The organism is Acinetobacter sp. YH01019, assembly GCF_013420285.1.
GTDB lineage: Bacteria > Pseudomonadota > Gammaproteobacteria > Pseudomonadales > Moraxellaceae > Acinetobacter > Acinetobacter gandensis.
On sequence record NZ_VOYM01000032.1, the window covers coordinates 12,512 to 28,337 of the forward strand.

General features: G+C 40.5%; 15 protein-coding genes, 1 tRNA gene, 1 other RNA gene and 1 pseudogene. 10 read left to right on the plus strand and 8 right to left on the minus strand.

Annotation, left to right across the window (positions count from 1 at the left end):
* Window positions 1-53: 53 nt before the first annotated feature.
* Together ftsH and rlmE are read right to left on the minus strand one after the other, a co-directional pair.
* Window positions 54-1,952, minus strand: coding sequence for an ATP-dependent zinc metalloprotease FtsH (ftsH, locus tag FTT84_RS09115; protein WP_067764989.1), 1,899 nt, complete (start codon window positions 1,950-1,952; stop codon window positions 54-56).
* A gap of 136 nt (window positions 1,953-2,088) precedes the next feature.
* On the minus strand, window positions 2,089-2,739 hold the full coding sequence (gene rlmE / locus FTT84_RS09120) for a 23S rRNA (uridine(2552)-2'-O)-methyltransferase RlmE (protein WP_067764210.1): 651 nt from the start codon (window positions 2,737-2,739) through the stop codon (window positions 2,089-2,091).
* Window positions 2,740-2,934: 195 nt separating this feature from the next.
* On the opposite strand from rlmE, the gene yhbY reads away from it, so the two are divergent.
* Window positions 2,935-3,258: a ribosome assembly RNA-binding protein YhbY gene (yhbY, locus tag FTT84_RS09125; RefSeq protein ID WP_067764212.1), complete on the plus strand. Its 324-nt coding sequence runs from the start codon at window positions 2,935-2,937 to the stop codon at window positions 3,256-3,258.
* An 8-nt stretch (window positions 3,259-3,266) separates the two neighbouring features.
* A complete protein-coding gene (locus FTT84_RS09130) occupies window positions 3,267-3,806 on the plus strand; it encodes a DOMON-like domain-containing protein (RefSeq protein ID WP_067764221.1) in 540 nt (179 codons plus the stop codon).
* A 197-nt stretch (window positions 3,807-4,003) separates the two neighbouring features.
* Here FTT84_RS09130 and FTT84_RS09135 read toward each other — a convergent pair whose 3' ends face one another.
* Window positions 4,004-4,489, minus strand: a complete 486-nt coding sequence (locus tag FTT84_RS09135) for a hypothetical protein (RefSeq protein WP_180080990.1) — start codon at window positions 4,487-4,489, stop codon at window positions 4,004-4,006.
* A 310-nt stretch (window positions 4,490-4,799) separates the two neighbouring features.
* On the opposite strand from FTT84_RS09135, the gene carA reads away from it, so the two are divergent.
* From carA to FTT84_RS09170, 7 genes are all read left to right on the plus strand, one after another.
* The gene (carA, locus tag FTT84_RS09140) at window positions 4,800-5,942 is read left to right on the plus strand and encodes a glutamine-hydrolyzing carbamoyl-phosphate synthase small subunit (protein ID WP_168378093.1); all 1,143 of its coding nucleotides are present in this window, start codon (window positions 4,800-4,802) and stop codon (window positions 5,940-5,942) included.
* A gap of 13 nt (window positions 5,943-5,955) precedes the next feature.
* Complete coding sequence (gene carB / locus FTT84_RS09145) at window positions 5,956-9,186, plus strand: carbamoyl-phosphate synthase large subunit (RefSeq protein WP_067764229.1); 3,231 nt, start codon at window positions 5,956-5,958, stop codon at window positions 9,184-9,186.
* A 106-nt stretch (window positions 9,187-9,292) separates the two neighbouring features.
* Window positions 9,293-9,769, plus strand: coding sequence for a transcription elongation factor GreA (gene greA / locus FTT84_RS09150; protein WP_067764232.1), 477 nt, complete (start codon window positions 9,293-9,295; stop codon window positions 9,767-9,769).
* A 191-nt stretch (window positions 9,770-9,960) separates the two neighbouring features.
* Window positions 9,961-10,833, plus strand: coding sequence for a class I SAM-dependent methyltransferase (locus FTT84_RS09155; protein WP_180080988.1), 873 nt, complete (start codon window positions 9,961-9,963; stop codon window positions 10,831-10,833).
* 73 nt (window positions 10,834-10,906) lie between these two features.
* On the plus strand, window positions 10,907-11,527 hold the full coding sequence (locus FTT84_RS09160; protein ID WP_180080986.1) for a CatB-related O-acetyltransferase: 621 nt from the start codon (window positions 10,907-10,909) through the stop codon (window positions 11,525-11,527).
* Window positions 11,528-11,565: 38 nt separating this feature from the next.
* Complete coding sequence (locus FTT84_RS09165; RefSeq protein ID WP_067764249.1) at window positions 11,566-12,264, plus strand: hypothetical protein; 699 nt, start codon at window positions 11,566-11,568, stop codon at window positions 12,262-12,264.
* 408 nt (window positions 12,265-12,672) lie between these two features.
* A complete protein-coding gene (locus tag FTT84_RS09170; RefSeq protein ID WP_180080984.1) occupies window positions 12,673-13,251 on the plus strand; it encodes a hypothetical protein in 579 nt (192 codons plus the stop codon).
* A 68-nt stretch (window positions 13,252-13,319) separates the two neighbouring features.
* Here FTT84_RS09170 and FTT84_RS09175 read toward each other — a convergent pair.
* From FTT84_RS09175 to coaD, 4 genes are all read right to left on the minus strand, one after another.
* Window positions 13,320-13,396 (minus strand) — tRNA-Met (locus FTT84_RS09175).
* Between the two features lie 73 nt (window positions 13,397-13,469).
* An RNA gene (gene rnpB / locus FTT84_RS09180) (RNase P RNA component class A) lies at window positions 13,470-13,849 on the minus strand.
* A 26-nt stretch (window positions 13,850-13,875) separates the two neighbouring features.
* Window positions 13,876-14,139 (minus strand): YfhL family 4Fe-4S dicluster ferredoxin, encoded by a 264-nt coding sequence (locus FTT84_RS09185; RefSeq protein WP_067764254.1) that lies wholly within the window; start codon window positions 14,137-14,139, stop codon window positions 13,876-13,878.
* Between the two features lies 1 nt (window position 14,140).
* Entirely contained in the window at window positions 14,141-14,632 is a 492-nt protein-coding gene (coaD, locus tag FTT84_RS09190; protein ID WP_067764257.1) for a pantetheine-phosphate adenylyltransferase, read from the minus strand.
* A gap of 138 nt (window positions 14,633-14,770) precedes the next feature.
* On the opposite strand from coaD, the gene smpB reads away from it, so the two are divergent.
* Complete coding sequence (gene smpB, locus FTT84_RS09195) at window positions 14,771-15,250, plus strand: SsrA-binding protein SmpB (protein WP_067764260.1); 480 nt, start codon at window positions 14,771-14,773, stop codon at window positions 15,248-15,250.
* A gap of 67 nt (window positions 15,251-15,317) precedes the next feature.
* Here smpB and FTT84_RS09200 read toward each other — a convergent pair.
* A pseudogene (locus FTT84_RS09200) lies at window positions 15,318-15,704 on the minus strand (hypothetical protein); the annotation flags it as partial.
* Window positions 15,705-15,826 lie beyond the last annotated feature (122 nt).

The following is a 15,826-nucleotide window of genomic DNA, read 5'->3' on the forward strand; positions in this document are numbered from 1 at the left end:
TCATGCAGTAGTTAAAGGCATAAAAAAACCACCCGAAGGTGGTTTTATACATCTTAAACCTTAGGTAAAGATGGCAATGGTGGCGGAACTTCTGGACCATCTGTAGGTGTTACATCAATCACTGGATTCTCAGCGATGTACACTTTCGGTGGTTGTGGTTCACGACCTTCCATAATGTCACGGATTTGATCACGATCAATGGTTTCCCATTCAAGTAATGCTTTCACCATGGCATGCGCAATATCCTTGTTATTTTCAAGAATGTCACGTGCTACACGATATTGTTCATCTAAAATGCGGCGAACTTCACGATCAACCTCGAGTTGAGTTGCTTCAGAAATCGTACGACTTCCCAAACCACCCATAAATGATTGCTGTGAGTCATCCTCGTAAACCATCACACCCATTTTGTCTGACATACCGTACTTAGTGACCATAGCTCGTGCCATTTTGGTTGCACGTTCAAAGTCATTCGAAGCACCTGTCGACATTTGGTTAATGAACACTTCTTCAGCAATACGACCACCGAACAAGATTGAGAGTTCATTCAACATTTTGTCTTTGTAATGGCTAGTTTGGTCGTGTTCAGGCAACTGCCAAGTCACACCCAATGCCCAACCACGCGGCATAATTGTTACTTTATGCACTGGGTCAGTACCCGGCAAGATTTCAGCAACAATCGCATGGCCTGCTTCATGGTAAGCTGTTGCACGACGCTCTTCTTCACGAATCACCATAGATTTGCGTTCAGGGCCCATGTACAGTTTGTCTTTAGCATCTTCAAAGTCATGCATATCGACGGTATTCTTGTTACGACGTGCAGCAAACAACGCAGCTTCGTTCACAAGGTTAGCCAATTGTGCACCTGAGAAGCCCGGTGTACCACGTGCCAAAACTTTCACGTCTACACCAGTCACTGAAGGTAATTTTTTCAAATGTACATTCAGAATTTGCTCACGACCTTTAATGTCTGGTAAAGACACCATCACTTGACGGTCAAAACGACCTGGACGAAGTAATGCTTTATCTAGTACGTCAGCACGGTTGGTTGCAGCAATAACGATAATACCTTCGTTACCCTCAAAACCATCCATTTCAACCAACATTTGGTTCAATGTCTGTTCGCGTTCGTCATTACCACCGCCAGTACCCGAACCACGATGACGACCGACTGCATCAATCTCATCGATGAAAATGATACATGGCGCATGGCGTTTCGCTTGTTCGAACATATCACGGACACGGGACGCACCCACACCCACGAACATTTCAACAAAGTCAGAACCCGAAATACTAAAGAACGGTACTTTCGCTTCACCAGCAATTGCTTTCGCTAGTAAAGTTTTACCTGTACCTGGAGGACCAACCATCAACACGCCTTTCGGAATGCTTGCACCTAAACGCTTAAACTTAGATGGATCTTTTAAGAAGTCGACAATTTCTACAACTTCTTGCTTCGCTTCATCACAGCCTGCAACATCAGTAAATGTCACTTTAATTTGATCTTCAGAAAGCATTTTTGCTTTTGACTTACCAAAGCTCATTGGGCCGTTCTTACCACCAGCTCCACCACCCATGTTGCGCATAAAGAACATGAATAACAGAATGATTAAAAGAACAGGGAAACTTGCAATCAGAAGTTGCATCAAAATACTTTGACGCTGTGGCGCTGTACCTTCAACAACAACATTGTTTTTGATAAGGTTCGGCATTAGTTCAGGATCTTGAACCGCAGGACGGATACTTTCAAACTCTGAACCGTTTGATTTTTCGCCACGAATTCTTTCGCCATCAATGGTGACTTGTTTAATCTGACCCGCATTTACGGCTGCCACGAACTCAGAATAGTTCATCGCGGTCGGTTGATTGCGGTCACTGACGTTGCTGAAGATTAGCACCAGCACGCCTAGGATAACCAGCCACAACACGGCATTCTTAAAAAGATCGCTCAAAGCTTTATTCCCATTTCTATCTAATTCGATCATTCCCACCCAAGTGGGTGACTCTAATATTTACGCTGCAGAGTAGCTTCGCAATAATTTAAAAACGTACAAAATGCACAATTTTTAACGCCTTGGCAAGTAAACTTTACTTGATTAGCTTCTTACGCCCTTGCCCAATCAAAAACACTTCTTTTGAACGAGCACGAGATGCCGCGGGTTTCGCTGTTTTTAACACATCAAATGTATCAACAACTTGCTTACGGTATTCGTCAAATCCAATGCCTTGGAACACTTTCACAACAAACTGCCCTTTGGGTCCTAGAACCTTCTGTGCAAAGTCAATTGCTAATTCACAAAGATAAATTTGACGCGGTTGATCTACAGCCTTATTACCTGATGTATTGGGGGCCATATCTGAAATTACAACGTCTACTTGACGTCCATCTAAAATATTTAACAATTTATCGAATACTTCTTGTTCACGAAAGTCACCTTGCAGGAAGGTTACATCCGGTAAAGCATCCATAGGTAAAATATCAGAAGCAATCACGAGACCTTTGTCGCCAACTAGCTTACCTGCTATCTGGGACCAACTCCCAGGGGCAGCACCTAAGTCGACAACTGTCATACCAGGCTTAATAATTTTATACTTTTCCTGCATTTCGAGTAGTTTATAAGCGGCACGCGCACGATATCCTTCCTTTTGCGCTTTTTTCACAAAGGGATCGTCAAGATGCTCGCGCATCCAATCACGACTGCTTTTGGATAATTTTTGGTTGGTAATGCGTGTAGCCATAACTCTCTAAATAAAAAAAACTTCTCATTCTTTATTGTACGTGAAATTACACCCTTTTGCAGTATACATCTGTATCTAAAAACATGCTAAATCGGTGTTTTTTTCAATAATAGTCATCGATAAAATGCTGATTATTTAAAGCGCTTCAACTTTGATTTTGCTATACTAGGTCGTTTTTAAAATTAGGTTATATTTATGGCGGCTTTATCTATTCAAGAACGTAAACGCTTACGTCAAATTGGTCACACGCTTAACCCAGTGGTTATGGTAGGTGATAAAGGTTTATCTGAAAGCGTTGTTGAAGAATTAAACCGTGCGTTAAACGACCATGAACTGATCAAAGTAAAAGTCGTTGCAGAAGACCGTGAAGCACGCGCTGCAATGATTACTGAAATCGCATCAGTTTCTGAATCAGAAGTTGTTCAAACTATTGGTAAAATTGCATTGCTTTACAAAAAAGCGCCAAAGCAAAATGCAAAATTATCAAATCTTGTTCGTTTCGCTCACTTATCTAACTAAGTTATCGCATGGCAAGTTTCGAACTCAGCGCATTTGATCGTCGTTTTCAGGCTATCTCCCTCGTTGGTGCGATCGAACAACAAAGCCCATATACATTAAATGTGGGTTTTTGGATTCGTGATCCGAACCAATTGATTCAATGGCCAGAAATGGTATCTGCCCATCCTAGAGCTGATTATCTATGGGAGCAGACCTGTCTTGAAGTTTTCATTGGTGTTCGTGATGAAGACTTCTATCGTGAAATCAACCTCTCCCCTTCACAAGCTTGGCAGGCATACCAGTTTGAAGAATATCGCTATCCAGAAGACATGCCGCCACAAGCTGCTTACGATATTGAACTGAATCAGTTAAAACGGACGCACTATGGCTTAAATGTCAGTCTAGATCTGACAGAATTCATGCTGAAGTACAAACTTAAATGGGAAGACCTATATCTAGGTTTAACCGCAGTATTACAAACCCCCGAGGGTGCGCAATACTATGCCATGCAGCACAGTAGCCCTAATGCAGACTTTCACAATAAACGTGATTGGTTGCATCAGTTCTAAATTGTGAAAAAAAGCAAAAGGTTTTCCTTTTGCTTTTTTATTGCTTGTAAATCGCTTCAAGTACAGCCATATCTACTGATTCGAAACTATCGCCAACAGTTATTCCGTTTAATCCGTATAGCCGATCTACACATGTTAAATAGACCATCCTATATGCTACTTTCAGACTTCATCAATATTCAGTCCTGAATTAAATCTTAGCTTTTTAAATCTGTAGTTTTGTCATTTACGTCTGCTTTAACTGGCACGACTTTTTTCCACGCTTCCAAAGTATGTTCTTTTGAACGTTTAAATGTTTCCGTTAAATGTTCTTTATGTTTACCCGAAATTTGAGTGACATCTTCTTTCAATTCTTTACCTAATTTTGAAAGGTCTTCAATCACGGTATTTAATTCAGTTTTTACAAACTCTTTAAGCTCGCCAAAATCTTTTTGAGAAGATCCAAATTGTGATTTCAACTGATCTAACTTTTGCAACAAATCTTGCTTAAGTTGGCGTAGCTGATCCTGCACACTGGCATTCAGCTGTTTTGCTTCAGCTTCAATTTTACTCGTACTCTCTGTGACCGCTTCAGTCGCCTGAATAGAGGCTTCTTTGGCAACTTGTTCCAATTTTTCTGCACCCTCTGCTACGACTTCTTTTAGGGAGGATTTAGCCGCTGCTTGTTTTTGTTGTGTAGCCATGACTGTGTACCTTTAGTTATTAGATGACATAACTACATTAGCCGAATTGATAAATTTTAATTTATGATTTGTCAGACAATAATTAATTGCTTACATTTTTTATGTATTTCCTTAAAACCAAACTTTCACTCGAAATACAACCCCTATATCTCACATATTCACGATTTTTAGAATGGACTTCACGCTCCATCATGCGTATAATGCAGTGTTAAGTTCAAGCGAGCAGACATAGGGAGGGTAGGTTTTTAAATAGCCTTCCTTTTTTTTCGTCTTCTCGCTTTTTTACAGCCTAAATTTCAGGAGCTTTGGTTTGAGCACCCCAGCAATTTTAGCCCTTGCCGACGGAACTATCTTTAAAGGTACTTCTATTGGCGCATCGGGTAGTACGACTGGTGAAGTCGTTTTTAATACAGCAATGACTGGCTATCAAGAAATTTTGACTGACCCTAGTTATGCACAACAACTTGTGACACTAACTTACCCACATATCGGTAACACAGGTTGTAATGATGAAGACGCTGAGTCAGGTCGAATTCATAAAGTATGGGCTAACGGATTGATCATTCGTGACCTACCTTTATTGCATAGCAACTTCCGTGCTGAGCAATCACTTGGTGATTACCTTGAACAACACAATGTTGTTGCTATTGCAGACATCGATACTCGTAAATTAACGCGTATTCTGCGAGCAAAAGGTGCACAAAATGGTTGTATCCTTGCTGGCGAAAACATTACAGAAGAAGAAGCTTTAGCTAAAGCACGCGCTTTTGGTGGTTTAAATGGTTTAGACCTTGCAAAAGAATGCTGTGACCCTGAAGGCTTTGAATGGACTGAAGGTTCTTGGACATTAGGTAAAGGTTTCTCTCAGCCTGAAGCTAAATTCCATGTTGTTGCATACGATTACGGTGTCAAAACCAACATCTTACGTATGCTCGCAGACCGCGGTTGTAAATTGACTGTCGTGCCTGCGCAAACTCCTGCTGCTGACGTACTTGCATTGAATCCAGATGGCGTGTTCTTATCGAACGGCCCCGGCGATCCAGCTGCATGTGACTACGCAATTGAAGCTGTAAAAACAATTGTAGAAGATGCTCGCAATGTACCAGTATTTGGTATTTGCTTGGGTCACCAAATTCTTGCACTTGCTTCAGGTGCAAAAACTGTGAAAATGCCTCACGGCCACCACGGTGCCAACCACCCTGTTCAAAACATGGAAACTGGTATTGTGATGATTACTTCGCAAAACCATGGCTTCGCAGTCGATGCAGAAACATTACCTGCAAACTTGAAAGCTACGCACAAATCACTGTTCGACCAAACCCTACAAGGGATTCACCGCACAGATAAACCTGCGTTCAGTTTCCAAGGTCACCCCGAAGCAAGCCCTGGTCCACATGACTGCGCACCATTGTTCGATCATTTCATCGAACTTATCGAAGCATCTAAGAAGTAATTAAGGAAGCATCATGGCTAAACGTACAGACATTAAAAGCATCTTAATTATTGGTGCTGGTCCGATTGTCATCGGTCAAGCATGTGAGTTTGACTACTCAGGTGCTCAAGCATGTAAAGCCCTTCGTGAAGAAGGCTACCGCGTTATTTTGGTCAACTCAAACCCAGCGACCATCATGACCGACCCTGCTATGGCAGACGCAACTTACATTGAGCCAATCACTTGGCAAACTGTAGCTGCAATCATTGAGAAAGAACGCCCAGACGCAGTTCTTCCTACAATGGGTGGTCAAACTGCATTGAACTGTGCCCTTGCCCTCGATGAGCACGGCATTTTAGCAAAATTCAATGTTGAATTGATTGGTGCGACCAAAGAAGCAATCGAAAAAGCTGAAGACCGTAAACTGTTCGACCAGGCAATGCGTAAAATTGGTCTTGAATGTCCAAAAGCTGACATTGCTGAGTCAATGGAACAAGCGTTAGAAATTCAAGCACGTTTCGGCTTCCCTGTGATTATCCGCCCATCATTCACCATGGGTGGTTCTGGTGGCGGTATCGCATACAACCGTGAGGAATTCATCGAAATCTGTGAACGCGGTTTCGATCTTTCTCCAACCAAACAGTTATTGATCGATGAATCTTTAATTGGCTGGAAAGAATACGAGATGGAAGTTGTTCGTGACAAAAACGACAACTGTATCATTGTATGTACCATTGAAAACTTTGACCCAATGGGCGTACACACTGGTGACTCAATCACTGTTGCTCCTGCGCAAACATTGACAGACAAAGAATTCCAACTTCTACGTAATGCATCTTTAGCTGTACTTCGTGAAATTGGTGTTGAAACTGGCGGTTCTAACGTTCAGTTCGGTATTAACCCGAAAGACGGCCGTATGGTTGTAATCGAGATGAACCCACGTGTTTCTCGTTCATCTGCACTTGCGTCTAAAGCAACGGGTTTCCCAATTGCAAAAATCGCGGCGAAATTAGCTGTAGGTTATACCCTTGATGAGTTGAAAAACGACATCACTGGCGGTACAACCCCTGCATCTTTCGAACCTGCGATTGACTATGTTGTAACAAAGATTCCTCGTTTCAACTTCGAGAAATTCCCGCAAGCGGACGCAACTTTGACGACTCAGATGAAATCTGTCGGTGAGGTAATGGCAATTGGCCGTAACTTCCAAGAGTCTGTGTCTAAAGCGCTTCGTGGTCTTGAAGTTGGCGCATGTGGTTTTGATGAAAAAATCGCAGTGGGTACTGAAGGCGCACGTGAAAAAATTCTCGTTGAATTGAAAGTTCCAGGTCCAGAGCGTATTTGGTACGTGGGCGATGCATTCCGTCACGGTTTCACCCTTGATGAAGTATTTGAAGCAACCAAAATTGACCGTTGGTTCTTGATTCAAATCGAAGACATCATCAAAACTGAAAACCAAATCAAAACTTTAGGTTTTGGTGATTTGAATGCGGACAACATCCGTTCGTTCAAACGCAAAGGTTTATCAGATCTTCGCATTGCGGACTTGATGGGCATTTCACAAAAACAATTCCGTAAACACCGTTGGAACTTGGGCGTAACTCCAGTTTACAAACGTGTAGATACATGTGCTGCAGAATTCGAATCTGATACAGCTTACATGTACTCTACTTACGATGAAGAATGTGAAGCGAATCCATCTAACCGTGACAAAATCATGGTGATCGGTGGTGGTCCTAACCGTATTGGTCAAGGTATCGAATTCGATTACTGCTGTGTACACGCTGCCCTTGCTATGCGTGATGACGGCTATGAAACAATCATGGTGAACTGTAACCCTGAAACTGTTTCTACAGATTACGACACATCTGATCGCTTGTACTTCGAACCAATTACTTTGGAAGATGTACTTGAAATCGTGCGTATCGAGAAGCCTAAAGGCATTATCGTTCAGTACGGCGGTCAAACTCCGCTTAAATTGGCTCGTGCTTTAGAAGAAGCTGGTGCACCAATTATCGGTACATCTCCAGACGCGATTGACCGTGCGGAAGACCGTGAACGTTTCCAACAAATGATTCAACGTCTGCAACTTCGTCAACCAAACAACAGCATTGTTAAATCTGCTGAAGAAGGTATGGCTGAAGCGGCAAAAGTTGGTTATCCACTCGTTGTACGTCCATCTTACGTACTTGGTGGTCGTGCAATGGAAATCGTGTACAACGATGACGAATTGAAACGCTACCTACGTGACGCGGTTCAAGCATCTAACGAAGCGCCAGTTCTACTTGACCATTTCCTTGACGACGCGATTGAAGTTGACGTGGACTGCGTATCTGACGGTAAAGACGTTGTGATTGGCGGTATCATGCAGCACATCGAACAAGCTGGTATTCACTCAGGTGACTCAGCATGTTCTATTCCTCCTTACTCTTTATCTCAAGAAGTACAGGACGAAATGCGTCGTCAAACGATCGCTATGGCAAAAGAGCTTGGCGTAATTGGTTTAATGAACGTTCAGTTTGCGGTTAAAGGTACTGACGTATACATCTTAGAAGTGAACCCACGTGCATCACGTACTGTGCCATTCGTTTCTAAATGTATCGGTGAGTCTTTAGCAAAAGTCGCTGCACGTTGTATGGCAGGTCAATCTCTTGTGTCACAAGGTTTCACTTCAGAGATTATTCCTGAACACTTCTCTGTAAAAGAAGCAGTGTTCCCATTCAACAAATTCCCTGGTGTTGATCCAATTCTTGGCCCTGAGATGAAATCTACTGGCGAAGTGATGGGTGTTGGTAAAACATTTGGTGAAGCATTCTATAAAGCTGTGTTAGGCTCGAATGATCGTTTACCAGGTCTACCAACTGAAGGCGAAGTAAAACATGCATTCTTATCTGTTCGTCATTCTGACAAGCCTCGTGCTGTTGGTATTGCGAAACAGTTGACAGATCTTGGCTTCAAAGTTATCGCGACTGGCGGTACTTATGATGTGATTAAAGAAGCTGGTATTGAATGTGAACGTGTGAACAAAGTGACTGAAGGTCGTCCTAATATCGTCGATCGCTTGAAAAATGGCGAAGTTCACCTCATTATCAATACAACTGAAGGCAAACAGGCTCAAGAAGATTCATTCTCGATCCGTCGCTCTGCACTACAAGGTAAAGTGTATTACACAACTACCCTTAACGGTGCTGATGCAGTATGCCAAGCTTTAGCAATTAAATTGCCAATGGATGTATATCGTCTACAAGACCTTACCAAAGGTTAATTAGCTTCCAAGAAGTCCCGTCACCTTCTTGGTGGCGGGCTTTTTTCATTTGTAAATCAGTGTTTTTCTGATTTTTTCTTTTTTTAAACAAACATGAGGGACAACAATGCAACGTTATCCTATGACTCCCGAAGGCAAAATTGCCCTAGAGAAAGAATTACAGCAACTTAAAAGTGTTGATCGTCCACGTATTACTGCAGCAATTGCTGAAGCACGTGAACATGGGGATTTGAAAGAAAACGCGGAATACCATGCTGCGCGTGAGCAACAAGGTTTCTGTGAAGGCCGTATCCAAGATATCGAAGGTAAATTGGGTGCTTGCCAAGTCATTGATGTTAAAGACTTAGAGCAAAATGGTCGTGTGGTTTTCGGTGTGACTGTAACGATTGAAAACTTAGATACTGAAGAACAAAAAACTTACAAAATCGTAGGTGATGACGAAGCAGACTTTAAGATCAACAAGATCTCTGTGAACTCTCCAATTGCGCGTGGTCTTTTGGGTAAAAACGAAGGCGACGACGTGAAAATCATCACACCACAAGGTGAAGTTGAGTACGAAGTTTCTAAAGTTGAATATCTTTAATTCATTAAGATAAGCAATTTTAAGCCCCTCTTTTGAGGGGTTTTTTATTGTTCTATGTTTTTCGCTTAGGTCATGCATGCTATCGAGTGACCAAAATGTACGTTCAGCAACAATAGTCGACTGAATACGTCATTGTTCAAATGGCTTATTTCATTAAAGTGTTATCTAAAACAAAAGAGTCATAACACGCGATGAAATTTGGACATGCAAGCCGAACGGCACAAGCTGCTGCTGCCATTCGCGCTAATCATTATCTATATGCGAACCAACCTGTTTTTTCCGACCCTTATGCCTTTCATTTCACAAGTCCAATTTGGCGTCGAGTGCTTTCAAATCGTGCCTGTATAAAAGCGTTGAATAGTAAAATACCCAATCAAACGTTTGGATTACTCACCGCACAAGTCGTGGCTCGTTCACGCTATGCCGAAGATCAATTAGAAATGGCACTACAACAAGGGATTAAACAATATGTGCTGATTGGTGCAGGCCTAGATTCTTTTGTCCTCCGTTTAGCTCAGAAGTACTCAGATATTAAAATCTTTGAAGTTGATCACCCAGATACCCAGGCATTAAAAATACAAAGTCTGCAGAAACTTGGCCATATTCCAGACCATGTTGAATTTGTTTCAATTGATTTTGAAAAAGAAAATCTAGCGCATGCCTTAAAGCGGAGTTCTTATGATACAAAGCAACCCGCTTTCTTTTCTTGGCTTGGAACGACGCATTATTTAAACCCAGAAACAACTTTTAGCACCTTGCAAACCATTGCCGAATTTGCAGTCGCGGGCAGCGAATTGGTTTTAGATTATTCTATTCCCTATCAAGATTTAACAGGACTAGAGCGTGTCGGATCATTTGCTGTTTCCAAATTTACCTATTTTTTAAGTGAACCCATTATTGGGACATTTCACAGTGATGAGTTACACCGTGCCGTGACAAAGCTGGGTTACGTAGTCTTAGAAGATTTATCTGCACATGACATTACACAGCGTTATTTTGCAAATCGTAAAGATCGAATACGGCATACTCAAGCCACGCACTTGCTGCATTTAAAACGAACTTAAGCATTTATCTATAGTCGACATTTATAATGAGTCAGCTAGAATAGTCACGCGAATCATTAAGCTATTTAAAATTATGTCTGAAAAATTGATTAATTCACCTGTCAATCATTGGTGTGAGTTTGAGTTCATCTCTAAAACAGTGAAGAACCCTAATATCCACATCAAAGGTAATTATTCATATTATTCTGCATATTGGGATCAAGGTTTTGAGCGTTGTGTGGTGCGTTATTTGCATGATAAACCTGCAACAGCTGAGAAGCCGATAGACCAGCTATATATCGGTAATTTTGTCTGTTTTGGCGCAGAATGCGTGATTATGATGGGCGGTAACCAACTCCACCGTACTGACTGGATTTCAGCATTTCCGTTTGATACACGTAGTTTTGTACCTGCCGGTAACACAATCATTGGTGATGGCTGCTGGATCGGCTCACGTGCCATGATTATGCAAGGCGTTACACTTGGTGAAGGTGCTGTGGTGGCTACAGGTGCAGTAGTAACCAAGGATGTGCCGCCTTATGCAGTAGTAGGCGGAGTCCCTGCTAAACTTATTACATATCGCTTTCCTGAAGAAGATATCGAAAAACTGCTTTCACTTAAGCTCTATGACTTAGATGAAAAGCAGTTTCTAAAAATGCGGGAACAGTTACAGACAGATAACATTGAATATATAGTAGAATTCTTAAACAATTAAACCCATGATTAAATTATTAAAATTCCTAAAGATTCTATATGCAAAGTATTTTGAGTTTTGTAAGTGAAAATCCTGTTTTCTTTACCATATTATTTACACTTTCAAATATCTTATGGATGATATTTTCTTTTTACCAAAAACAAAAAAATGATAAATCTTTAATTGATTATAAAGCTGAAAAAGACAAAGATTTGGAAAGCTTAAAACATAGTTTTGATTTAAAACTAGAAACAAAGAAAAAGAATTTTGGTATCAAGCAAGAAATTTATGGCGACTTCTTTAGTAAATTAGACAAATTTCATTCAAAAGCACAAATCGACTCACAAAAGTCAATCAACCTTTATATGCAAAAATTTTTGATTGATCTTTTTAATGCTTCTGAAAAAAATGATACCAATATGATAGCTCAAGTTACTAGTGAGTATCATCAAAACATCCAAAGCTTATTTGCAAATTTATCTAAAGAGCTAAATACATTACAAAATGAATGCAATCGCTTGAAATTCTTTGCCCCTGATGCCATAAGAGACAAATTAGCTGAAATAACAATTGGCTATAAAAACGTTTTCGAAATGACAACTCAGTATATAAGTAACATCTCTAAACTATTTTTTGATGAATCCGCACAAAATGAGATAACCCAAAAATTTACAGTAGATATTCAGCCCATTTCAGAAAAATTAAAAAATGACATGGAAGAAATTGAAAAAATACTAAGATCAGATTTATTTTCATAAAAATAGCCACTTAGGTTGAGTGGTTTTTTTAATCATACAATAGCTATTACATGTTTTAAAATAATAGCCCTGCACTATCATTATGAAATTTAGATTTTTTAGTCATAAGTTGTGCAAGGGATTTTGATAGATATAAATCAATTTATTTAAAAGAGTGAACACTTTCTTTTCCAATGAACACCCTCCCATGCAGTTTCAATATTCTCAAAATTATCTTTAGCCCAGTTCAATTGGTTATCTATCATTTCTATTTATATTCATCAAGTTAACTATATATTAAGTATAACAGTAGCTCTATAAATTAACATTTAACACATGAGCATCTCGCAACTTGTCATAGCCTTTTCTCTAAATTCATACTATAAAGAACTCACAAAATAAAAAGATCACTACTTTTCAGGATGAATGATGACGAGAACCACTCAATTCTCAGGCATATTTATACTTGCCCTACTGGCAGCAGTCGTCGCAACTTTTTGCGATGCGATTCATGTCTATACCCAGACGCTTAGTTATCCAGACCCAATATTTTTTAATCAGGCTTGGTGGGTATTCCCCGGCTTTTTTATTGCCTTTGCTTTCATGGCATTTAGCTACATCCAACTTACGCAACTATTCAAACACTATGTGATGACTCAGCTCAGTTGCCATCACGACGGTACAGCTCCATTGATTGAGGCTTTGGTGCTCTTTGCGATTGTCTACATACTCAGTGGTTTTGGTAACTTCCACCCAGAAGCATTGTGCTGGATTTTCTATATTAGCTTTTTTATTCGCTGGTTATTTAGCTATGAGCGTACATGGCTACTGATATTAGCCATCATGCTTGCCATTGGTGGCATGTTCTTTGAAGGACTATTAGCTGAATTTGGGTTAGTCAAATATCGCTATTCAGAAGTTTTTAATGTGCCGTATTGGCTCGGGGGCGTATATATGCATGGCGCATTTGCCTTACGTGCAAGTATGCGTCGTTTTGTTTATCGTTAATTTTTTTAAATTTGGAAAATTGAGACATAAAAAAAGACCACTCAATCGGAGTGGTCTTTTTTTGAATATGGTGGCTATGACGAGACTTGAACTTGTGACCCCCGCATTATGAGTGCGGTGCTCTAACCAACTGAGCTACATAGCCTTAAACTGTGCGCGCATTATGGAGGGATATTTAAATATCGTCAAGCCCATAATGCGCGTATTTGATCAAAATTTGTTGAAGTGAACCGATAAGCCGGGTTCTGTCGAGGACGATCATTCCTCTAGGCGTACAATCACTCATACGCTCAAGCGACCTACCCGGATCCAGCATGGGCCATGCCTAAAGGATCCCTATTTGGTCTTGCTTCCGGTGGGGTTTACCATGCCATGAACTGTTACCAGTCATGCGGTGCGCTCTTACCGCACCCTTTCACCCTTACCTCCGATTTTGATTGCTCAAAACCATAATGAAGGCGGTCTACTCTCTGCTGCACTTTCCGTCGGCTCACGCCGCCCAGGCGTTACCTGGCACCTTGCCCTATGAAGCCCGGACTTTCCTCCCCTGCTTTAGTCACGAAGACCTATACACAGCAGCGATCGTCTGGTTCACTTCGGGGCGAATTCTAACAAATTTGCAAACTAATTGCTTGATGTTTTTTGAGCAATCAGTTTTTCATACTTCTGCAAAAGTTGCTCTTGGGTTTCTGCATGTGATGGATCAAGCGGAATACAATCTACAGGACAAAACAACTGACATTGTGGTTTGTCATGATGACCTACACACTCCGTACATAGGTCTGGATTAATTTCATAAATGACCTCACCCATAAAAATTGCCTCATTTGGGCATACAGGTTCGCAAACATCGCAATTGATGCATTCATCAGTGATATATAAAGACACTCTACCAGCCTTGTTGTTGTTTCCGTTTAAAGGCTTCGACCACCGCTTGAGGAACAAACTGTGTTACATCACCATTTAAACGAGCAATTTCACGCACTAATGTCGATGAAATAAAAGAATATTGCTCTGATGGTGTTAGGAATACCGCTTCAAATTTAGAATCTAAACGGCGATTCATGTTTGCCAATTGAAATTCATATTCAAAATCTGAAACTGCACGTAAACCACGCAGTACCGCAGTGGCTTTTTGTTCATTAAAGAAATTTACCAACAAACCATCAAAACCTACAAATTCAACATTAGACAAATGACTTAATGACTCTTGTGCAAGTGCGACACGTTCATCCAGACTAAATACTGGGTTTTTGTGATGACCAATTGCAATTGCCACAACAACTTCATCAAACATACGTGATGCACGAGTGACTAGATCAATATGACCATTGGTAATTGGATCGAATGTGCCCGGATAAATTACACGAGTTTTAGACATCCAGCTGTACTCTGTTTATTTTGTAGATGGGTATTTTAGCAAAATCTTGATTTATAGGTGAAGTAACTCGATTAATTTAAAAACTTCATCTCTTCAAAAGTTCGGGTACAATAGTCTTAAGTTTGGAAGTATCAGATTATGGCGAAAGCAAGTATTGTAGTTAAAAAGAATAACGGCGGAACGATTGCACTCAACAAGCGTGCTCGTCATGATTATTTTATCGAAGAAAAATTTGAAGCTGGCCTTTCTCTACAAGGCTGGGAAGTCAAGTCTATGCGCGCGGGTCGTATGACCATTGTGGAAAGTTATATTACATTTAAAAATGGTGAAGCTTTCTTATTTGGTGCGCAAGTACAGCCTTTGCTAAGTGCTTCAACACATGTTGTACCTGAAGCGACACGTACACGTAAGCTTTTACTTAATCGTCGTGAAATTGAAAAGTTACAAGGTGCGATTAACCAAAAAGGCTATTCGTGTGTGCCTTTAGCGTGTTATTGGAAAGGACCAAATGCCAAATTGGAAATTGCTTTGGTAAAAGGTAAGCAATTACATGACAAACGCGCGACTGAAAAAGACCGTGACTGGCAACGTGATAAAGCACGGATTTTCCATAAATAAGTCCGCATGTAGATACAAAATAAAAAAACCTCCAATTCGGAGGTTTTTTATATGTTGCAATCAGCATTTAACAGAATTTCAAACCACCAAAACAGTTCGGTGCAAAACCTTGCCCATTTAGGATTAAGTTTTCAACATTAAGTTTTAGTGGTGACTTGCTTAAATCCACATTACCAATATTTGCTGTCAAAGCACCAATTTTTAATAAACCACCCAAATCGCTGGTCTTGGCAGGATTAGTATTTAGGTAAGCACTGACTGCTGTACCAATTTGAGGAAAAAACTGTTCAATATTAATTAAATCTTGTGGAATCACTTCACCAATGTTTACAGGATCTTTAGCCGATAACCACCATCCTGTTTGAGCAATATCATCATCATTGGTGCCCAACCACTTAATGGCTTGCTTTTGTAGACTAAGTGACATTGCTGAATTAATTGGTAAGTTAAGAGGTGGTCCCACTTGTTTGAACAACTAAAAGCTTATTTATAAGTGATATTCTGCTCTAGTTAAGCTACCTTATTTTGTTGTGGTAGCTGGTCATAGTAAAACTCATCTGGAGTCATTTTGTCCAG